The 21715-nt window shown below is 58.7% G+C and carries 16 protein-coding genes and 3 pseudogenes; 15 read left to right on the forward strand and 4 right to left on the reverse strand.

Annotation, left to right across the window (positions count from 1 at the left end; all coding sequences use genetic code 11):
- Positions 1-237: 237 nt before the first annotated feature.
- The 3 genes and pseudogenes from BO1_RS50875 (at position 238) to BO1_RS50885 (ending at position 3915) form a co-directional block, all read left to right on the forward strand.
- Positions 238-954: an IS6 family transposase gene (locus BO1_RS50875; protein WP_156992232.1), complete on the forward strand. Its 717-nt coding sequence runs from the start codon at positions 238-240 to the stop codon at positions 952-954.
- 400 nt (positions 955-1354) lie between these two features.
- Positions 1355-2503 (forward strand): annotated as a pseudogene (locus tag BO1_RS50880) (2-isopropylmalate synthase); the annotation flags it as partial.
- Positions 2504-2839: 336 nt separating this feature from the next.
- Positions 2840-3915 (forward strand): annotated as a pseudogene (locus BO1_RS50885) (branched-chain amino acid aminotransferase).
- A 384-nt stretch (positions 3916-4299) separates the two neighbouring features.
- Here BO1_RS50885 and BO1_RS59050 read toward each other — a convergent pair.
- Positions 4300-4518 carry a hypothetical protein gene (locus BO1_RS59050; protein ID WP_156992233.1) on the reverse strand — a complete coding sequence of 73 codons (219 nt, stop codon included), beginning with the start codon at positions 4516-4518 and terminating at the stop codon, positions 4300-4302.
- Positions 4519-5555: 1037 nt separating this feature from the next.
- Here BO1_RS59050 and ald point away from each other — a divergent pair.
- The 4 genes from ald (at position 5556) to BO1_RS50890 (ending at position 10998) form a co-directional block, all read left to right on the forward strand.
- A complete protein-coding gene (gene ald / locus BO1_RS13465) occupies positions 5556-6674 on the forward strand; it encodes an alanine dehydrogenase (protein ID WP_028218011.1) in 1119 nt (372 codons plus the stop codon).
- A 534-nt stretch (positions 6675-7208) separates the two neighbouring features.
- Positions 7209-7421: a hypothetical protein gene (locus tag BO1_RS13470; RefSeq protein ID WP_028218012.1), complete on the forward strand. Its 213-nt coding sequence runs from the start codon at positions 7209-7211 to the stop codon at positions 7419-7421.
- 987 nt (positions 7422-8408) lie between these two features.
- Positions 8409-9767, forward strand: a complete 1359-nt coding sequence (locus BO1_RS13475) for an MFS transporter (protein ID WP_028218013.1) — start codon at positions 8409-8411, stop codon at positions 9765-9767.
- A gap of 136 nt (positions 9768-9903) precedes the next feature.
- Positions 9904-10998 carry a porin gene (locus tag BO1_RS50890; RefSeq protein ID WP_043284756.1) on the forward strand — a complete coding sequence of 365 codons (1095 nt, stop codon included), beginning with the start codon at positions 9904-9906 and terminating at the stop codon, positions 10996-10998.
- 112 nt (positions 10999-11110) lie between these two features.
- On the opposite strand, the gene BO1_RS56335 is transcribed toward BO1_RS50890, so the two are convergent.
- Positions 11111-11419: a type 2 periplasmic-binding domain-containing protein gene (locus tag BO1_RS56335; protein ID WP_167338339.1), complete on the reverse strand. Its 309-nt coding sequence runs from the start codon at positions 11417-11419 to the stop codon at positions 11111-11113.
- Positions 11406-11567 carry a type 2 periplasmic-binding domain-containing protein gene (locus BO1_RS59055; protein ID WP_156992234.1) on the reverse strand — a complete coding sequence of 54 codons (162 nt, stop codon included), beginning with the start codon at positions 11565-11567 and terminating at the stop codon, positions 11406-11408. Before BO1_RS59055 ends, BO1_RS56335 begins: the two co-directional genes overlap by 14 nt.
- Before the next feature lie 162 nt (positions 11568-11729).
- Here BO1_RS59055 and BO1_RS61095 point away from each other — a divergent pair.
- The 7 genes and pseudogenes from BO1_RS61095 to BO1_RS13520 all read left to right on the forward strand — a co-directional run.
- A pseudogene (locus tag BO1_RS61095) lies at positions 11730-11978 on the forward strand (LysE family translocator); the annotation flags it as partial.
- Between the two features lie 502 nt (positions 11979-12480).
- The gene (locus tag BO1_RS61100) at positions 12481-12816 is read left to right on the forward strand and encodes a Chromate resistance protein ChrB (RefSeq protein ID WP_322788528.1); all 336 of its coding nucleotides are present in this window, start codon (positions 12481-12483) and stop codon (positions 12814-12816) included.
- Between the two features lie 390 nt (positions 12817-13206).
- Positions 13207-13560: a hypothetical protein gene (locus tag BO1_RS59060; RefSeq protein WP_156992235.1), complete on the forward strand. Its 354-nt coding sequence runs from the start codon at positions 13207-13209 to the stop codon at positions 13558-13560.
- A gap of 332 nt (positions 13561-13892) precedes the next feature.
- On the forward strand, positions 13893-14684 hold the full coding sequence (locus tag BO1_RS13505) for an inositol monophosphatase family protein (RefSeq protein ID WP_043284759.1): 792 nt from the start codon (positions 13893-13895) through the stop codon (positions 14682-14684).
- A gap of 13 nt (positions 14685-14697) precedes the next feature.
- Complete coding sequence (locus tag BO1_RS50905; RefSeq protein WP_052409449.1) at positions 14698-16116, forward strand: aminotransferase class V-fold PLP-dependent enzyme; 1419 nt, start codon at positions 14698-14700, stop codon at positions 16114-16116.
- A gap of 124 nt (positions 16117-16240) precedes the next feature.
- Positions 16241-17410 (forward strand): MFS transporter, encoded by a 1170-nt coding sequence (locus BO1_RS50910; RefSeq protein WP_043284761.1) that lies wholly within the window; start codon positions 16241-16243, stop codon positions 17408-17410.
- Positions 17411-17506: 96 nt separating this feature from the next.
- The gene (locus BO1_RS13520; protein WP_028218016.1) at positions 17507-18928 is read left to right on the forward strand and encodes an aldehyde dehydrogenase family protein; all 1422 of its coding nucleotides are present in this window, start codon (positions 17507-17509) and stop codon (positions 18926-18928) included.
- Between the two features lie 50 nt (positions 18929-18978).
- Here the strand turns inward: BO1_RS13520 and BO1_RS13525 are convergent, their stop codons facing one another.
- A complete protein-coding gene (locus tag BO1_RS13525; RefSeq protein WP_028218017.1) occupies positions 18979-20001 on the reverse strand; it encodes an AraC family transcriptional regulator in 1023 nt (340 codons plus the stop codon).
- Positions 20002-20095: 94 nt separating this feature from the next.
- Here BO1_RS13525 and BO1_RS50915 point away from each other — a divergent pair, with 94 nt between their 5' ends.
- Entirely contained in the window at positions 20096-21703 is a 1608-nt protein-coding gene (locus BO1_RS50915) for a xylulokinase (RefSeq protein ID WP_084687940.1), read from the forward strand.
- The last annotated feature ends 12 nt before the right edge of the window (positions 21704-21715 follow it).

The raw sequence follows: 21715 nt of genomic DNA on the forward strand, positions 1-21715 counted from the left end.
TGGGTGTCTGGTGCGATCCGGTTCGCAACCAGTTCGGAGAAAACGGATGCGATTACGATCTGCAGACAGCATGGCTAGGCAATAGAAAGAATTTCGACGGATTGCAGTGCCGATGAAAATGCTATCGCCACTGCAATCCGTCGATGGGTAACTTCGTACCTTGACTTCGGCCTGCTAATGGGTGTCGCGCTAAGGCAGTCGAGTAGAATGTGGTAACTGTAACGCATGACGAATACGATGGCAAAGACGAAGACGCCACGCAGGACGCTGCCCGATGGCGTTGGAAAGGTATTGAAGCGGCTGCACTATCCATTGCACGTGATCCTGCTGTGTGTACGCTGGTATGTGGCGTATTCGTTGAGCCTGCGTAATCTTGAAGAAATGATGGCCGAGCGCGGTATCGAGGTGGACCATTCGAGCGTGCACCGCTGGGTCATCAAGCTTGTACCGCTGCTGGAAAAGGCATTTCGTTGCCGCAAACGGCCGGTAGGCAAAATCTGGCGCGTCGACGAAACCTACGTGAAGGTCAAGAGACAGTGGAAATACCTGTACCGTGCCGTCGACAAGGCAGGCAGCACGGTCGATTTCCTGCTGCGCGCCCATCGTGACAGCTGCTGCGCGCCGCTATTTCGAGAAGGCCATAGACCGAAACGTGAGCCGGAAACGATCACCGTGGACAAGAGCGGCGCCAATCTGGCCGCGCTGGAAGCGCTCAATGCTGACCGGTCAACGTCGATCAACGTGCGGCAGGTCAAATACCTGAACAATATCGTCGAGCAGGACCACCGCGCCGTCAAGCGCATCATCAAACCAATGATGGGGTTCAAGGATTTCCGGTGCGCGCGCATCATCCTGTGCGGAATCGAAATCATGCACATGATCCGCAAAGGGCAGATGAGTGATGATGGCGCCACTGCGACTGCTTTCGAACAATTCTATTCTCTCATAACATAAGCATTCCTGTTTAATCCGAACGTCTGCTCGCCCATTTTTCCTTATTGCGACACAACCATTCAAACTGCTGCTTCGGCCGCGGCGGCGGTCAGCGGTGTGAAAACGCTACACAACAAACTGCGCGCGGCCAACTGATCGGTACAGGGAAGAGAGCTCGCGTGCCTGGTCCATACGGCAGCGGTAGACAGCGGCTGGCGGGTGCTTCCGGACCTGATGCGTTGCGATGTGCATTCGCCCCCAAGTGGGCTTGCGAAGTCGCGGGTTGATCCTGGGTTCATTTGAAGTATCGTTGGCTATAATCGCGAACGGTCGGGCGCTGTGATCCAGCGTCCCGGCAGGCAGGAAGGGCTACTTCCCTTTCCCTGATCAACGCAGTGGCCGATCCCCACAGGAGACTGGCGTGACTGAAAAACTCATCATTTTCGATACCACCTTGCGAGACGGAGAGCAGTCGCCGGGTGCGTCGATGACAAAAGAAGAAAAACTTCGCATCGCCAGGCAGCTAGAGCGTCTGCGGGTCGACGTAATCGAAGCAGGTTTCGCGGCAAGTTCGGAGGGCGATTTCCACGCAGTGCGTGCGATCGCAAGCGAGGTGAAAGACAGCGTCATCTGTTCTCTCGCCCGCGCGAACGAGCGCGACATTTCGCGTGCGGCCGAAGCTCTGCGGCCAGCAAGTCGTTCTCGCATTCATACCTTTATCGCCACATCGGCGCTTCATATGGAGAAAAAACTCCGCATGTCGGCCGACCAGGTGTACGAGCAAGCACGGCGTGCAGTGCGTCAGGCGCGTAAATTCACCGATGACGTCGAGTTCTCTCCGGAAGACGCTAGCCGCTCCGACATGGACTTCCTCTGCCGTGTGCTGGAAGGCGTAATCGACGAAGGCGCGACCACGATTAATGTACCGGATACGGTCGGCTATGCCGTTCCGGAAGGCTATGCTGCGCTAATCCGCGAGCTGCGCGAGCGCGTTCCAAATTCACACCGGGCGGTGTTTTCGGTGCACTGTCACGATGATCTTGGTCTTGCGGTGGCGAACTCTCTAGCCGCGGTCAAATCAGGCGGCGCAAGGCAGATCGAGTGTGCGATTAACGGCCTTGGCGAGCGGGCAGGAAATACGGCACTCGAGGAAGTCGTCATGGCGCTCAAGACCCGGCGAGATCATTTCGGCCTCGACGTGCGTGTCGATACGACCCAGATTGTCGCGACCTCACAGTTGGTCTCGGAGATTACCGGCTTCGCGGTGCAGCCTAACAAGGCAGTGGTTGGCGCTAATGCATTTGCGCATGCTTCAGGCATCCACCAGGACGGTGTGCTCAAAGCGCGCGACACCTACGAAATCATGCGTGCGGAAGACGTAGGCTGGAGTGCGAACAGGATCGTGCTTGGAAAGCTTTCCGGTCGAACCGCCTTCAGGCAACGCCTGCACGAGTTGGGAGTCACGATAGACGGCGATGCGGAACTGAATGCAGCGTTCACGCGCTTCAAGGCGCTCGCTGATCAGGAGGCCACCGTTTCCGATAACGAGCTGGTCGCCCTGGCGCGGCAAGGCGAGGGCGCGAGTGTGCGTTCCAGCAGCTCGCAGTTCTAGCAGCTGGCGGTGAGACCTTCAGGGGCGCGGATTGTCGAGCAGCAGGTACGTTGCGCCCCATTTGCCGCGAAAACGGACAGGCGTCATTTCCGTGCATTGCTGCGTGGAAGGGTGCCGTCCAGATAAAACCGAAGTCATTCCCGTTGAAGATTGACGCATGCTTCTCTGTGCGCCAATTTTGAACGTGCGATCCGCTGGCCCACAGGGACACTTATAGTGTCGCATTCTCACTCTGCGAGCCCACGCGAATCCTTCTCGTCATTGCCCGTAAAAATCACGAATACTGAAGCAGCTATGCAGTTTGCTCTTTCGCCCATCGCGACACCTACGCCACACGATCAAATCGCCGCGAGCATTGCCAACCCGGTGTTCGGTCGTGTGTTCACCGACCACATGGCAACTGTCCGGTGGACTAGTGCGCTCGGCTGGCACGACGCGAAAATCGAGCCACGCCGGCCGTTTCAGATCGACCCTGCCTGCGCCGTCCTGCACTATGCGCAGGAAATCTTTGAAGGCATGAAAGCCTATCGCGGCGAAGACAACTCAGTCTCACTCTTCAGGCCCTTCGAGAATGCCAGGCGGTTTCGCGCCTCGGCAGAGCGAATGGCCATGGCCGAACTTCCCGAAGCAATCTTTGTCGGGGCGGTGGAATCGCTTGTGAAGATCGACAGGGACTGGGTTCCTGTGGTGACGGCAGCTTGTATCTCCGGCCTTTTATGTTTGCAACGGAGACTTTTCTCGGTGTGCGCGCCTCGAGCGAATACCTGTTCTGCGTGATCGCCTCGCCCGTGGGGCCGTATTTCAAAGCGGGCAAGACGGCAGTCACTGTTTGGGTGACCGACCAATACACGCGCGCTGCATTGGGTGGTACGGGTGCAGCGAAGTGCGGTGGAAACTACGCGGCGGGCCTGAGTGCCCAGACAGAGGCGTCGGCCAACGGATGTGATCAGGTCGTGTTCCTCGATGCGGTGGAACACAAATGGATCGAAGAACTGGGTGGCATGAACGTGTTCTTCGTGATGGACGATGGTTCTCTGCGTACGCCGCCGCTATCGGGCACCATCCTGCCTGGTATTACGCCTGCTTCCATTATTGAGCTGGCCAAACGGGAAGGCATCGCGGTTTTCGAAGAACCCTATGCATTTGAAACGTGACAAGCCGATGCCATCGGTGGTCGTGTCAGGGAAGCCTTTGCCTGCGGTACGGCAGCAGTCGTGACGGCGATCGGAGCGGTTCGTCACGCTGCAGGCGAATTTAAGATCGGAGATGGCGGCGAAGGGCCTGTTACGCAACGAATTCGCGCTACGCTCACCGGTATTCAGCGCGGCAAAATTGCTGACCCGTTCGGCTGGATCTACCACGTTGCATGAGCAATTTTTCCTGAAGTCTATTGCAGTCCAGATGGGAGACGTCGCCGCTGGCGGTCTAGCCGATTGCGGGGAAACGACCTCGACGTGCTGGCTACAGCCGGATCGCTCGAATCGTGAATTGATGAGAGGGCATGCGAGCCGTAGCTCGCGGATTGACACTCTCGCCGTCGACGTCAGTCGTTCACATTTGGGCAGCGAACGACTGACGACCGCATGCCCGCATGCCCGCATTCGCCAGACGCGGCCGAGGAGACAACCGATGCAAAGCGATAGACCGCCTCTGTGGCGGTGGCATACGATGGATCAGGATCAAGCCTATCCCGCCAGGAAGCCTTTCGCTTTCCTTAGTAGATTATGGCACTGTATTTAACATAATAAGGATGATCAATTTTTTGAGATAATTCGGATATCTAAACGTGTGCATCGACTTTCCTTGCATCTGTGCCTTGCATACGCATAACGCGGCAAGGTCATCAGGCATCGATGACTTGCGTGTACGTAGTATTCGCTGCCGTGGGCGTTGAAGGGCGCCTCCGGCGGCGGCGTGACGCTGGTGACAATCTGTGTTGCGGCTTTGCGCGCCCAATCATCTTCGACGATCACGAGAAACTCGTCGCCGCCCAGCCGTCTGGCCCGCGCTTGCCCTCAATCTCGCGCCGCGCGATTTCGGCAAGGATTGCGTCACCAAAGGAATCCGGGTTCGCGAAAGCGTCGGCGTTCAGTGACGTGACGGGAGCTCACCAAAGCGCGGTACATCCGATTTCGGCTCGCTCTCCGGCTGATCAGGCTGGCGCTGCGCAGTAGCCGCTCGATCCAGGCGCCTGCTATCCATCGTCGTTCGCCGCTCCTTGGCCAGCGCTCGGCGTAGCTTGGACTTGAACATGGAGTTTCTCCTTGTGACTACCTGGACGGGCTCAAGGTATAGCGGAAGAGTACCGGCGCGCAACACCGTTGATGCATGCGGCGCGCCATGCGAAGGCAGCGGCCAAAGCGACGGCGGGGTTCGAAGACTTCGCGGATGAACTCTCGCATCTCGCAAGGACAATCCTGCCGACGTCATTGCCTGGTTCTCCAGTTTCTTTTCGCCACACTACGCGGCCGAGCTGCCGTAACGTGCGGCCTTCGCATTGCGCGCTGGCTGCCTCCGGACTCCACGGGCCCGTGTCTGGACTGACACAGCTTCACACGCGACAAAGTTCTCCTCAAGCTGGCCGCGAGACACGACCATCGGTATGAGGTCGGATCGTCGCAACTGATCAAGGGTCTCTTTTTTCAGGCGTTTCAACCAAAACGGGATCGAATTACATTAACAACCACTCTCGGACCATCGATAGCATTATTGAAATTACTGGTTGAAGCCGGATATAGCGGCGTGATCACGCATGCCGACCTCGATTACCCCACACACCCGTTTCGATGCTATCCGTCACAACCTGCTGCCTCGGCAATCACACGCCGGCGGTCTGGCGCCCCGGCGAAATCGGGTCGAACGGGAGCCGATGGCTTGCTGCGAGCGTGCAGGCATTTGTTTGCGTCGACGAAGCTTCCCTCGCCAGCGCTCGCCGATTCTGGTGAGCGTCTAACGAATTGCATAAACCAAATAATTTCGCAGCGGGCATGCTGTTCATCCAGGAGGCTATATGCACATTGGCGTTCCGAAGGAGATCAAGAACCACGAGTATCGCGTCGGTCTCACGCCGTCGTCTGTACGGGAAATCGTTGCGCACGGGCACAAGGTGAGCGTCGAGACGGGCGCGGGCGGTGGCATCGGCGCATCCGACGATGCGTATAAAGCAGCTGGCGCGGAAGTGCTGTCGAGTGCCGGGGCGGTCTTTGCTGCCGCCGACATGATCGTCAAGGTGAAGGAACCGCAAGCTGCCGAGCGCGCCATGCTGCGCGACGGTCAGATTCTCTTTACTTACCTGCACCTCGCACCCGATCCACAGCAATGCGCCGATCTCATCAAGAGCAACGCGGTCTGCATCGCCTATGAGACCGTCACGCAGCCCGGCGGCGGACTGCCGCTGCTCGCGCCGATGTCCGAAGTCGCAGGCCGCATGTCAATTCAGGCGGGCGCGTTTTGCCTGGAGCGCGCTCATGGCGGCAAGGGCGTACTGCTCGGCGGCGTGGCGGGCGTGCCGTCCGCGAGAATCGTGATTCTCGGCGGCGGTGTGGTTGGTTCGAACGCCGCGCAGATCGCCGTCGGCACGGGCGCGCAGGTCGTCGTCATCGACCGCAATGTAGATGTATTGCGGCGCATGGACCGCTTGCTGGGCGCGCGTGTGATCACCGTGTATTCGAATCAGGACAACATCGAGCAGCACGTGCTCGATGCCGATCTCGTGATCGGCGGCGTGCTGGTGCCCGGCGCGGCCGCGCCCAAGCTCGTCACGCGCAAGATGGTCGAGGCGATGCGTCCGGGCTCGGCCATCGTCGATGTCGCGATCGACCAGGGCGGGTGTTGTGAAACAGCGCTCGCCACGACGCACGCGGAGCCGACGTACAAGGTCGGCGAAATCGTGCATTACTGCGTTGCGAACATGCCGGGCGGTGTACCGCGCACGTCCACCTTTGCGCTGAACAACGCGACTCTGCCCTTCGTCCTGCAGATCGCGGATAAAGGCTGGCGCAAGGCGCTCACTGACGACCAGTATCTGCGTCGCGGCCTGAATGTGGCGTTCGGCACGGTCACCTGTCCTGAAGTCGCTGACGCACTGGGCTACACCTGCGAAGACGCTGGGGTCATCGCCGCTGGATAGCGATAGTCTGGAGATGGAGTGCGGTTCTCGAACGATGCGGGTGACCATTCACCGTCGAATTGTCGCCGCCGTTCGGGCGGACGACGGGCACGGGCCGCCTGCATTTGATACCCCCGCGTTGTTCCTGTCTTCCATACACGGGGAACTGTTATTGATTTGTGGTATTTTTAATGCATGTTTTGATTCCCGCGACTTTTTCCGCCACCGATGACGCAGTCTGGACGTGCCCGGCCAGCCATGGCCGGCCGGGCACAGGAGCGAGACCATGCACGGCAGAACCCGCTACCCGGTTGCGCAGGAATACCGGGGCACCGCAGTTCCGGGCGATGGCGGGAACTGGATCGCGCACGTTGATCGCCCTGTTGGGTAGGACCGGTCGGCCCCGACTGAGGGGAGACGATGGCGTTGACTCGTCGACAGCAGGCTGCGGACGCGCGATCGTCGAGGCCTTGCTGCATACGGGGAACGAGCGTTCGCTGCAACGGTGGCGTCCAGTGTATGCGGAAGATTCGTTGCCACAGGAGGAAAATCGGCATGGAGATCGATCCACCGCGTCTCTGTTCGCCCTGCAAACTGCTGCAGGCCAACCCGGATTTCGACGTGACGCACGTCCTGCACGAGACCGGAACGCCGATCGATCTCGGCGGCGCGCGAATCCAGTATTTCGTCTGCCCCGATTGCGGAGCGAACTGGTGCCGTGCGAGCAACGTTGACCGAAGCACCGGGGTTCACTGGGCGCTTCGATGACGCGACATTGGTCGCGCCACGTGGGCGCCTCGATGTCCACGCTGGACGACCCGATGCGAAGGAGTTCCAGTCGATTCACCAGCAGGCCTGTCCGGATCCGGCTGTCTGTGAGCACCACCGATTTAACATTTAGAAACGGGGCCACACCACATGTTGTGGTAGCTACACGGTGATGTCCGGGCTACATGGAAATGTCCGACTTTGGTTCATCACAAGCTTGCCAGCCCGCTGGAGGTCCAGCTTCGGGAGCTTCGATGGCAGCAGCAATAGAACGGATCACGGTGACAATGTGCGAGCTTCCACCATTCGCGGTGGGCCATCAGGACCTTCCGAGGTCGCTTTTGGTGCGCTTATCGGCACGTTGGCGCGAAATGTCTTCCAGATCCAGATATATGAAAAAACATATGGGAGATATGAATTTGTCATTTTACGTGGCATACCTCCATGGCGTTTAATTGGCTCCGTCACATCGACGCATAAAGCCAGGGCGCGACGCCCAAGGCTGAAAAAGACAGGAGACAACGATGTCAGCAACTTCGCTGCGCAAGCGCCAGTTGGCGCCCGCGGACGTATCGCGCGCCGGCGCTCCGGCCGGACTGGCGCCGTCCCCGACTCATCGTCCTCGTCGTTGGCATGTTGCGGCGCGCATGTGCGACGCCGAACACTGTCCCGTAAGTTAAACCGGCGCGCGTTCCAGGACCTCTCGGCGCCGCGTTGAACCGGCTGCGCGAAGCGCACACCCAGACCACGCCTCCGATTCCCGAATATCCCCGACGCGGCGCGCCTGCAAGCCGCACCACCCGGGCAGGGAAATGTGCGCGCACGGGGCGTGATCGCCACAACGAAGTGTGCCCTGCCGTCAGGGCGAGCGTACCGGAGGACTCGCCAATGGGCGCCGCATGGCCTCGACGTACCACCACAGCTAGCTCGCAGCGCAATGCTTGAAGCGGTGCGCATGACGCGCAACCGTAATCTGAGGCGACACCCATGGCAATCTCACGTACCGTCGACGTGACGGCCTTCATTGATCGGCATCGCGTCTCGCGGTTTCAGATGCTGATCGTCACGCTATGCTTCATGATCGTTGCAATTGATGGCTTCGATACCGCCGCGATCGGTTTCATCGCACCCGTGCTGCACTTGCAGTGGCAACTGCAGCCCACGCAGCTCGCGCCATTGTTCGGCGCGGGGCTGGCAGGGCTGATGGTAGGTGCGCTCGTTTTCGGCCCATTTGGCGATCGGGTGGGACGCAAGCGTCTATTGCTCGTTTGCGTGTGCGCATTCGGGTTGGCGAGTGTGATGTCGGCGTTCGCGCCGTCGATCGGCGTGCTGATCGCGCTGCGCTTTCTGACCGGTCTCGGCCTTGGCGGCGCGATGCCGAACGCGATCACGCTCACCTCGGAGTACTGCCCGTCGGCGCGCCGCTCGTTTCTCGTCACGACGATGTTCTGCGGCTTCACTATCGGCTCCGCGCTCGGTGGATTCGCAGCAGCGGCGCTCATCGAGCATTACGGCTGGCGCTCGGTGCTGTTCGTGGGCGGCATTGTACCGATCGCACTTGTGCCGCTCCTCGCTTGGCGGTTGCCAGAATCGGTGCGCTATCTCGCAAGCCGCGGCGAACATCGCGAGCGCATCGAACGAACGCTCGCGCGCATCGCCCCCGATGCCGACCTCGCAGACGCGACGTTCACTACGTCTGTTGCGAAAGCGGCCGGTTCGCCGGTGGGTCAACTGTTCCGTCCCGAACTGCTGCGAGGTACGTTGTTTATGTGGCTGGCCTTCTTCATGAGCCTGCTCGTGATCTACCTGCTGTCGAGCTGGCTGCCAATGCTGCTGCGAACGACCGGGGCCTCACTGCGCACGGCGTCGCTGGTCACGGCGATGTTCCAGGTTGGCGGCACGCTTGGCGCGATCGTGCTTGGCTGGCTCATGGACCGGCTCAACCCCTGCTATGTGCTCGGTGCGAGCTACGCGGCGGCCGGCGTGTTCACGGCCGCCATTGGCTCACTCGCAGCCACGCCCCGGCTCGCAGCGCTCGCTGTATTTCTCGCCGGTTTTTGCATATCTGGCTCGCAGGTCGGCGCCAATGCGCTCACCGCGGCGTTCTATCCGACCGATTGCCGCGCCACGGGCGTGAGCTGGGCCAACGGAGTCGGCCGGCTTGGCTCGGTGGTCGGCTCGGTCGCGGGCGGCGCGATGCTCTCGATGGGGCTGACGTTGCCGTCGGTCTTCGTGATCGTCGGCGTGCCTGCGGTCGCTGCGGGCATCGCGATGACGGCACTCGGACGCTGGCGCACGCAGGCGCCCCTGGCGCCGCAAGACGAATTGCTGTTGAGCGGGGAATGAACGCGGCGCGCGCGCCGCACGAAGTGACAAAAATAAAACGACGAACGCACGAGCGACGTCGATACGTCTGGAGATCGTTTAATGAAAAAGATCATCGCCGCGACCTTCGCGGCGTCATTCGGCATGGCCGCGAGCAGTGCGGTCCTATGCCCAGGGCAGCGTGACGCTCTACGGTATCCTGGACACCGGCATCGAATTTGTGACGCACGCAAACCACGAGGGCGACAGTCTCGTCCGCATGCCCGGTATTACTGGCGAGATGCCATCGCGCTGGGGACTGCGCGGCACCGAACCGCTCGGCGGCGGCTTGTCCACGCTATTTGTCCTCGAAAGCGGCTTTAGCGTGCGCGGCGGCGACAGCGGGCAGGGCGGACGTCTTTTTGGGCGCCAGGCGTGGGTCGGCCTCGCGGGGCCATTCGGAATGCTGAGTTTTGGGCGTCAGTACACGATGACGTTCTGGGCGCTCCAGGATTCGGATCTGCTCGGACCGGATATTTACGGCGGCACGGGCACATTCGACAACTACGTGCCCAACGCACGCAGCGACAATACCGTCGCATGGAAGGGCAAGTGGCACGGCGTAACGGCGGGTGCGACCTGGTCGTTTGGCCGCGACGCCGCCGGCACCGGTAACTCGCCCGGACAGGGCACCTGTGCAGGGCAAATACCGGGAAACTCGCGGGCATGCCGTCAGTGGTCGGCGATGCTGCGCTACGACGCACCCGCGGGCTTCGGCGTCGCGGCGGCGTACGACCAGCAACGCGGTGGCCCCAACGCAGCTGCAAACTTCTTCGACGGAGTGACACCACTACCGCTTACGGACTCGGGCGATACCGACTCGCGCATCCAGCTGAACGGGTATGTCCAGCTCGGGTCGGTGAAGGTGGGCGGTGGCTGGCTGGGGCGTCGAGTCGACACGGTCTCGAGCGCCTTGCCAAACGTGCAATCGAACCTCTACTACATGACTGGATCGTGGTACGCGACGCCGGCATGGCTGATCGACGGCGGCGTCTATCGCATGATCAACGGCGACCAGAACGCGCGCGGCACACTCGTCACGCTGCGCAGCACTTACCTCCTTTCAAAGCGCTCGGCGGTCTATTTGCAGGGCGGATACCTCGCCAACAGCACACATGCGGCCTACACGCTAAGCCAGGGCGGCGCGGGCGCGTCACCGGGGGCGGGCATGTCGCAGCTTGGTGTGATGGCCGGCATCCGGCAGATGTTCTGATGTCTTGATAACGCCGCGAAAGCGGCTCGCAAGCCTGTCATTTCGCCTGTGCCGGCACCGACTCCCGGCTGGCTGCCTGCAGCGCCGCTAGCATCGCCGACACCGCCGTGCTTTACGGCTCAGCCGTCAACGCACCGACACGCTGCACCGCCGTCGATACCTTCAACGGCAGTTGCTGCAGTTCGCCATTCAAATCGGTTTCACCACACCTCAAGCGAGTGGAGACGAATAGGCACGGCACGCGCCGTGCCGCGGCGCAGTAGGTCAGATGCGATGTCAGTTCCATCAACACGTGCGGCGCGGCAACGCCCGCAGTCGCGAACTCGACTTCAAGTGCGGTTCGCATGGGAGAGCCCATCGACGGCATGATCCACGGCCAGGCGGCAGTGTCGCGCCAGGTGACACGACTATGCCGGTGCAAGCGGATGATCCTTGGGCGCGACGACCAGAATCTCGACGCTGTGTAGCTGGGTGACGGTAAAGCCAGAGGTAAGCTCGGCCGGTTCGAGCCGGCAAACCACCATCTCCAGTTCACGGCGCTGCATCAGCGGCAGCAGATCGTCGAGCATGTTTTCCGACTAGTTGATCTGCTGCGTGGGCGCATGCCTCGCGAGATACTCGATCACACCTGGCAGCAAGCGCGTGGAGATATAAGACAGCATGCCGATCTTCAGTAGCAGGCTCGTGCCGCGCTTCAAGGCATCGAACGCGGGCTCGACCGTGCGCAGGTCAATCCCAGGGCCATACTCGTGTGGGTCTCCATCGTCGCGCTTTCATCGGGTGGTTCGGGATCCGCACCCGGTGACGTTATTCCTGGGTGTGCGCTCATTGGAGGCCTGGTGTTCGGTGGTTATGCCGTCCTGTTTTCGATGGACCCTGTTCGCCGGGTGTATGTGCGAGCTCGCCGCGGTCTGGATCGATGCCTTGCCGTCGTATTAGGGATTGCCGGGGCGCGGCTCCTTGCATGGTCTTCCAGATAGAAATTTGGTGATCATGCGTACTTCACGCGTAAGTCGTCTAGCGGGGCGGAACACGCGGTGGCGGCGCAAGGCAACTGTTGCATCTGGAAGAACTCACGCAGATCCGTCCCATACTGGAAATACTGGTGAGACGACGGACGTGCCACGATAAATACTAATACGTTAAATCTATGTAGTACGAAACGTAATGTTGAGCCTGCGTGTCATTCGCGAATTCGATCGTCCGTGACGAGTTACTGCAAAAGTCATGGCACTGATTGATATCGTCGAAACAGTCCAAGCTGGAATGGCATCAGCCCAACCCCGAAGTGCCAGTCGGTTCGTCGGCTGGAATGACAGCTCACAGCACGCTATATCCGACGTTCCGTGACGCATTCGCCTTTCAATTTCGTAAGTAGCGCAGTGGGACCCAGCAGTTGCCGTCCCTGACCAAGCAAAATTTCGCCGCGATTGATGCCGGCACGTGCTGGAGCCTCTTCCTGACCTATCACCGACGGCGACCGTGTGCAACCTCGGACGCGCTCTAAGCTGCCCCTATCACCATACCTTCTCCATTTGGAATCTTAAGATCATCGAGAACGAGATCAACGAAATGTCCGGCGATTCGGTGTTGCTGGAAACCGTCGCGCTCGACAAGACGCAGGAAGACAAGGTCGTCGTGCGCTTCAAGGCCGATCGCGATGAGGAAGACGTTGAGTTGATTGACAAGTGCGCCGACTTCGAAGCCGAAATCGCGAAAGAAACGTCGGCACAGCACTTTACATACGCCGAACTTGAAGAAAACGACGTAGATCTGAAAATGCTCCAGACTCGGCTGGAAGCTGGAAAAGATCCGTAAGCTCGACTTCTACGGCGGGACGCGCGCGGCGGAGGCGCAACAGCGACTGGACGAATGCGAGGCATTGCTTGAGGCCCCCAGCGCGTCTTCGAGGCGCACGACGAAAACCGCTGATCGTTACCGGAGAACACCGCATGCGTCTCACGGTTCTAACGCGGAACACTCTCTTCGCTGGTCGTGATGGCGCGAGCGAGCTCCGCGCCAGCGCTCAAGTCGACGTCATCAATGAGTCTGCCCCGACATATTCCTGATGCAGGAAGCGAAGCGTTACGACGTTGACGGCAGCACGTCGCTATTTGCATCCGTACGCTGCTGCGTCCGGTTGTATTCGAGGCGGACGGTTCGCATTTTCACCATGCGCTGGCGACGCTACGGGTCGCGTTCCCGGGTGTGGACGCACCCGTCACGTTCGTCAGCGCGCACCTGTGCCCGAACGGCCCTGTTATGCGCCGTCGCGAAGCGGCATATCTGTCCGTGCTCGCTGCAGCTGAAAAGCTGAAGCTGATCACAGGCAATTTAAATTCAGCTTCGCCCCATGACCCTGAGTCAGAAGATTGGACGGCACTCGCACCGCATCACCGGACTCGGTATCTCGCCGATGACATGCAAGGCCTCGACTGTAGTGTTCTCGCGCATCTGGAATCTGCGGGCTGGGTTGATCTCGGGCATCGGCTCGATAAGGCCAGGACACCCACTGTGCCCACCGTCGCGTATCAAGATGCTGAGCTCGCCACCATGCGTTGAGACTATCTGTCGGCATCTGAGTCACTCCAAACGCCGCAGAAAAGTGACCCGTACAGGATGACGGTGATCCACCCTTAAGCCGGTGACCGAAGGCCAATGGGTTGCCATAGCGGGACTAGGTCGCGGACAAGCGGCCAAAATAAACCAATAAGTGGCCGAAATTCACCAACAGACAGTTTTCTGGCGTCACTAGACTTAACTAAGTGGACAAGGCCATGCCGGACATGCTTTTGAGACGGGAATGAGCGGCCGGAGGCGCCGTATTTGCGGAGCGGGTTGACCGGAGCGGCTGCCTTGACCACGTCTTGTGAAATATCAGGAGCGTAGAAAATATGAAGTATGACGCAGCTTCGTTGATCGCTCACGCCGTGCGTATCGTTCATGCTTCGGGTCAAATCGCCCTCACGCATTTCCGCTCGAAGATGAATGTCGACGACAAGCATTTGCGTGGAGTATTTGATCCCGTCACGGAGGCGGATCGAGGCATCGAGCTTCTTGTGAGAGAAGGGTTGATGAAAGTCGATCCGGATCTCGCCGTGGTCGGCGAGGAATATGGGCGTTCCGGGGACGGGAATAGCTACTGGATCATCGATCCGATCGACGGGACGAGGGCATTTATTTCCGGGATGCCGTTATGGGGAATTCTCGTGGGACTTGTTCTCGACGGCGTACCCGTGGGAAGCATCATGTATCAGCCTTTTACAGGCGAAACATATGTTTCGGATCCGCACGGTGCGCGCCTCTTCCATAAGGATTCAATTAACAGGATATACACGTCGCAGTGCAGATCTCTGTCCGAGGCGATTGTCTACAGTCTGGATCCGATACTCGTCGAACGCGCGAATTTAACACGGCAATTCTATGCGTTAGCGGGGCAATGCAAAATGGTCCGTTGGGGAGGCGATTGCTACAGCTTTGCGATGGTTGCCCTTGGCTGTATTGATCTCGTCTTCGACGCTGCGCTTGAGCCATACGATATCGTCCCGCTGATCCATCTCGTCGAATCTGCGGGTGGCGTAGTAACGGATTTGAACGGCGAGCGGCCGATGGAAGGAGGGAGCGTCCTGGCAGCCGCAAACGCGGATCTGCATCGGGCCGCTCTTGAAATTTTACGTAATTCTTGATTGGAGTAAGGCTGTGATCGACCCTAAAACGCTAAAAGAAAAGCTCTATCCGTACGCTGATCAATTCGGCATTATTTCCGGGTTCCCGGAGGCCGGACTGGAAAAGTCAGAAATCCTGGAGCAGCTCAGGTTCATGTCGGAACATGAGGACAAGGTCTGGGAAGAAGGAAAGGTCTCTGGATCGCTGTACAACGGCGAGCACGAACATTATCGGTTTCTTAACGAATGCTTCGGCTTTTTTAGCCATACGAACGTGCTTCAGCGAGATATCTGCCCGAGCATGAACCGTTTCGAGGCGGAAATCATTTCGATGACGCTCGAAATGCTGAATGGCGAGGCAGTCAAGGAGAGCACGCCAAACTACTCGGCATGTGGAGTCCTCGGATCCGGGGGGACAGAGAGCATCCTGAACGCGATGCTAGGATATCGTGAAAAGGCTCGGATCGAGAGAAAAATCACCAAGCCGAACATTATCTGGCCGGTAAGTGCTCATCCGGCTTTCATCAAGGCGGCGCATCTATTTTCCATCGAAGTGATTTCTGCACCGCTGAACGAAGATACGACCGTCGATCTTGATTTCGTGCGGGACAGCATCAACGAAAACACGATTGCCATTATTGGATCTGCGACCAATTATCCTTACGGGACGGTCGACAACATTCCGGAATTGTCGCAGATCGCGGTCGAGAAGAACGTCTGGCTTCATGTCGACGGGTGTCTTGGTGGCTGGATTCTCCCCTGGGGCCAACAACTCGGATTCCCGAACATACCCGTGTTCGATTTCCGTCTGCCCGGGGTGACTTCGATATCGGCCGACACGCATAAGTACGGCTACGGCCTCAAGGGAACCTCGGTCCTCGCGTGGAGGGACGCATCGTTTCGCAGATACCAATACTGCATCGTGCCGGATTGGACCGGCGGCAAGTACTTCTCGCCGGGTATGGCGGGAAGCCGTAGCGGTGGCCTGATCGCGGCAACGTGGGCATCCCTGCGCCACCTGGGGAAAAAGGGCTATCTTGAGCGGGCGAGGCGGATCTTCGAAACGTCGGTGGCGATGCAAAAGGTAGTGTCGGCTCATCCGGAATTGCAGTTGATGGGCAATCCGACTTTCTGTTTTTCCTTTAACTCACCGGAATTCAATATCTATCACGTCAACGACTTTATGATCAAACAAGGCTGGCGACTTAATGGTCAGCAAAACCCCGATGCCATCCACATGTGCGTGACCGGGCCTCAAACGCTGGATGGTGTCATCGAACGTTTCGCGGCCGATCTCGGTGGTGCCGTTGCCTACGCGAAAGGAGCTCATTCTCGAAATCCTCAGTCGGGCGGGATTTATGGCGGGGGAGGCAACGCTGATACATCGGTGGTTCCCGACAACTTCGTCCTGACCATGATCCTCGATGCGTTTACCGACGGCGTGCCGGGATAAACGGTAAGTGAGTTTGTCCGGAGGCATCGCCGGGATTTCCTTGTGCTGTTCGCAGAACGTCACGCTAGAGTGGAGACCTCTTTCGTCCGTTAGCAACGCCATCCATTCACGAGGGTGAGTGTCCATGCCTGAGAATAACGACACGAGAATCGTGTCACACCAAATAGCGGCCTCGATTCTCATTGGGGGCATCGCACTGCTGATCTCCGGCGTTCAGCCTATTCTGTTCGGAGCCATGGTGAACGAGAAACGCATCACGCTCGACACCATGGGCCTCCTGGTCATGGCGGAGATCGTGGCGCTCGGACTCGGAGCCGGCCTCGCAGTGAAATTGTCGCTGGAGCAGTTTCGGCGAATTGTCGTGACGGCGGGGGTGCTTGTCGTCGTCTGCAATCTGCTGACTACCTTGCACGTGTCGCTCCTGCTACTGTTTCTTATCCGCATTTGCACGGGGTTGGCGGAAGGCGTTCTTGTCTGGTCTACCGTATGCGTGATCGTCAGGTCGAAGGTCCCAGAGAGAAATTCAGGGATTTTCAGCGTATTTCAGGTTCTGATTCAGGCTGCGTTTGCGTCGGTCCTGACGGGCCTCGTCATGCCGATTTATTCCTGGCGCGGCGGATTCATTTCTTTGACCGCGGTGGTGCTCGTTGGGGTAGGGCTGGGAGGGCTACTCCCGAAGCGTCTAAGCCCGGTTTCGGAAACGCTGGAGGGATTCTTCGTTTGGGATATAGCAAAGGTTTTGCCGCTGGCAATCGCGTTCTTTCAGCAGGCAGGGCTCGGAGCAGCATGGGCCTACCTCGAGCCTTTGGGGCAGTCTGCAGGGATGAGTGATATGCAGTCCGAAGCGCTTATCTCCACGGTACTGTGCATTGAAGTACTCGGCGGCCTGCTCGGTACGGCCCTCGTACGTCGTCTCGCACCTGTCGGCGGTGTGTTGCTGGCCGCGACCGCGACCATCGTATCGGCGCTCGGCATGATCACAGTAGCGAAAGGGGCGATCACCGAGTTCTCAGTTTTTGCCATGATTTTTGGCTTCTTCTGGCCTTTCGTCATGCCCTACGAAATGGGGTTGGCGTTGAGATCCGACTCTTCCGGCAAGATCGCGACGTTGTTGCCAGCGGCGCAAGTTCTTGGCGTAGCGTTTGGCCCCCTGGTTGCCGCGTTGAGCATTGACGGCGAACACGTTCGCGCAGCGGCAACAGTGTGTCTGATTCTCACGGCCTGCTCGGCGATTGCTTGTATCGCATCAACGTCTATTGCCACACCCAGACCGCTGCAGAAGGCCGCGGAATGACGGCAGAAGACTGAACAGACTCGGCGCGAAGAGACCGGCGTCGCAGGCTTTCCAACTTACCCTTATTGAATATCTTCAGAATCGAGGAGGCAGCAGGTGAAGCACTACGAGAAGTTCTTTATCAATGGAAAATGGGTTTCGCCAAACGGGGATGGCATTGCGGAGGTTATCAACCCTGCCACCGAAACTGTCATCGGCGTCGTCCCCCTCGGCGATGCCGAGGATGTCCGGAATGCTGTTGCCGCCGCCAAGGCCGCTTTCCCTGTCTGGTCGTCCATGCCGCCAGCCGAAAGAAGCCAATGCTTGCAGCGGGCCCTCTACGCATTGAGCCGCCGCTCAGGAGAACTGGCAAAACTCATTGCTAACGAGGTCGGAACGCCAATACAGTTTTCAAGGCTTGCGCAGGTTGGCTTGCCCGTCGCATCGCTGGGAACTGCCTCGCAGATGGCTGCACGGCTGGGAGAGAAGGAGCAGATTGGCAATTCGGAGGTCACGAGAGAGCCGGTCGGCGTCGTCGCCTGTATTACGCCGTGGAACTACCCGTTACATCAGGTCGTGGCTAAGGTCGCGCCTGCCCTTGCGGCGGGTTGTACGGTTGTGCTGAAGCCTTCCGAAATTGCCCCCCTTAATGCATTTGCATTTGCCGAGATCATCGATTCATCCGGATTTCCGCCGGGAGTCTTCAACCTCGTGAGCGGCCTTGGCGGGACGGTGGGTGAAGCGCTGGCGTCCCATCCAGACGTCGACATGGTCTCCTTCACGGGATCGACCGCGGCAGGGCGGCGAGTGTCCGAACTTGCGTCCCAGACGATCAAGCGGGTGGCCCTTGAGCTTGGTGGCAAATCTGCCTGTATCGTCCTGGACGATGCGGATTTCGAGACGGCGATCCCCGCCGCGGTTCAGGCCTGCTTCATCAATGCCGGACAGACGTGCGCCGCCCAGACACGATTGCTGGTGTCGAGGGATCGCTACGAGCGAGCAGCCGAGATCGCCGTTGCGACTGCAGAGGCGGTTCGGCTCGGGTTGCCGCTCGACGAGGACGTTACCATGGGCCCGCTGGTTTCCGCGAATCAGCGCGAGCGCGTGCGCAAATACATCGAGATGGGTATCTCCGAGGGAGCCGAGCTTCTTGTCGGGGGGAGCGGGGTGCCAGACGGCCTGCAGACGGGCTACTACGTCAAGCCGACCGTTTTCGGCCAGGTACGCAATGACATGCGGATCGCCCAGGAGGAAATTTTCGGACCGGTTCTTGCGATGATTCCCTACGAAAATGAGGAGGACGCGATTCGCATCGCGAACGACAGCCCATATGGACTCAGCGGTGGCGTCTGGAGCGGCGATCTGGCAAGAGCGAAGCGGATCGCGAGCAAACTGCGCACGGGGCAGGTCGAAATCAACGGAGGCAAATTTAATCCGCTGGCGCCATTCGGTGGATTCAAACAGTCGGGGAATGGGCGGGAACTGGGTGTCTTTGGTCTTGCCGAATATCTCGAACTGAAGTCGATTCAGCTTCCTTGAACCGAAGTCTGGCCCGCCTCATGGAGCTGGCATGGCCCGGCTCCATGGGGTCACTCTCGCCCGCCATCATCCGGATCGCTTGGTAACCGCCCGGTCCAGCGCACGTATGCCTTGGAGAAATTGCTGGGGTTATCGTAACCGATTGCCTCAGCGATTTTTCTCCACGCCCATCCAATACGACGGAGTTCCTGCACGCGTTCCAGTCTGACTTCGTCGAGCAACTTCAAAAACCTGACACCCTCGCCCTCGAGGTGACGGCGCAATGTGCGCCCGCTCACGTTCAGGAAGTTCGCCACGTCGTTGAGTCCGGGAGAGCGCTCCACATTCGCCCGCAAATAGCGTCGCGTCGCGGCGAGAAGGTCGCTTTCGACGCGCGGCAATTGCAGGAGGGGTTCGATCTGTCCCAGCACGTACGAACTGTAGCTCGGGTGCCATGTCGGTAATTGAATATCCAGGATATTGGACTGGCATATCATTGCATTTTCCTGAGCACCAAACCGGACAGGACAGCCAAATACCTCTTCATATATACCGTGTTCAGGCGGGCATGGGTAGGTAAAGTCGACGCGACTTAATCTGAACTTCTCTCCGATCAGATTTCGCGAGGTAGTCATAATCGTTGCGAAAGCTTCATCGATCCAGTGCCGCAAGAACTCATCCGTGTCGGGATATTTAGTCGTGACTATGCATTTGAAGAAGCTTGACGACTCTTTGAACGAAAAATAGGTCAGTGTCCCTGCACTCTGCTGATGTCGAGTCCCGAAGGCAATTGCCTCCCGGTACGTCCTGAATGCATACATGGCAAGCCCGACCAGACCGAGGCACAGGATTGTTTCTTTTAACCCGGATTCAAGACCCACAGGAACGCCAGGTAAGGCGGCTTGCACGCGCTGCAGGAATATTCTTGATTGGTCATATGAAACAAGGGTTTCGTGCCTGTCCATGTCTTGAAGGGAAAACCCTAGTCCACGAAACAGTCGACTGACTGGGACGCCGTGGTCGCGGGCGACGAGAACCAATCCACGCACGATATTCGGCGGGACGTCGGCGATCGATTCTGCTCGAGCATTCATTCTGGAATGTTCGCATGAACCAGTGGCCAAAAACAACCAATCGATGGCCTCAATTGACTACCGGGAAAATTTCTGTCTTCTCTAGACTTCCTGCATGAAAACGCATAGATATATTCTTTCCATAGATTTGGGAACCAGCGGCCCGAAGGCCGTACTGATTAGTGACTCCGGGCAGGTGTACGGCTCAAGCCGGACGTTCGTGAGCACGCTGACAGTCGGCGACGGCGGCGCGGAGCAGGTGCCTCGTGCAATCTGGGACGCCGTCAAGGAATCGGTGAGGGCGGTTATCGCGGGAGCGGGGGTCAATGGCAGAGAGATCGCCGCGGTCATCTGCTCCAGCCAGTATTCGTCTATTGTTCCTGTCGATCGAAGTGGCCACGCTCTCGCCAACATGATCATGTGGGCCGACACTCGCGGATCCAGGGCGAGCCTGGCTTCGAGGCACGTTGGTGCGCGTGGGCTGGACAAGCCATGGCAATTGGCGAACTGGCTGCGATTGAATGGGCTCGCTCCGATGGTGAGCGGCTTGTCTCTGAACCATATGCGCTATTTTCGATTCGAGCGCCCGGAGATTTATGAGGAGACACATAAATTTCTAGAGCCTATGGATTACCTGGGAATGATGTTTTCCGGCCGGATATGTACGACCCAGGGCAGCACGCTCATGTCGCTGATGGCCGATAACCGGAAATTGGCGACTGCCGATTACCATCCGACCTTGCTGCGATACGCGCATATCGATAAAGAGAAACTTCCGGAACTGGTTCCGACATCCACCGTCCTGGGAAACGTATTGCCGGATGTCGCCGCCGAGCTGGGATTATCAACGAACACGAAAGTCGTTGTGGGACTGAACGACACCGCAGCGGGCGCAATGGGGGGACTGGCTTTTACAGGCAGTCATGCGGGAATTTGCATGGGTACAACGGGCGTGATGGTGACCCACACGGACTCCAAGAAAACCGCAATTCGCGACAGTCTCTTCACCATGCCGTCGCCGGACGAGCGCCGGTATCTGGCTGTCGCCGAGAACGGCATGGCGGGCGGCGCATTGGACAAATTTCTCCGCAATATCGTATTTCCGAATGATGCCTTCGGGGGGATTGCCGCGGGGCCACCGGTAGACCCTTACTCGGCGCTGGAAGCGGCTCAGCGCAATGTCGATGCCGGAGCCGGCGGGCTCATCTTTCTTCCGTGGATAAGCGGCACCATCGCGCCGAGCGCCAATGGCAGCATGCGCGGAGGCTTCATCAACATGAGTGCGCACACGACCAGAAGCCATATGGCCAAGGCGGTGCTGGAAGGGCTTGCATTCAATCTGCGCTGGGTTCGCAAACCGATGGAAAACTTCGTCGGCCGCCAGTTTACACATTTCAATTTTTACGGAGGCGGCGCGAATTCCGCATCGATGACGCAGATTCTTGCGGATGTCATGAATGCTCCGGTTCATCAGATGAAGAACCCGCAATATGTGAATTCGATCGGAGCGGCGATGCTTGCATTCGAACGAATCGGCGAAATCAGCCTGAAGGACTTTTCGAAGAACCTGACTATAGAGACGGCATTTGAACCGAGGCCGGAGCTAAGGAACCGCTACGACGAAATGTTTGGCGTATTCGAATCGGCCTTTGACGCCACCCGAAGATTGTACGGAAGAATGACAGGCAAGAAAAATCAGGGGGCCGCGTTGCCGGCCGATTGAACGCCTGTGTCG

The sequence above is a fragment of the Paraburkholderia oxyphila NBRC 105797 genome (assembly GCF_000685075.1).
Classification (GTDB): domain Bacteria; phylum Pseudomonadota; class Gammaproteobacteria; order Burkholderiales; family Burkholderiaceae; genus Paraburkholderia; species Paraburkholderia oxyphila.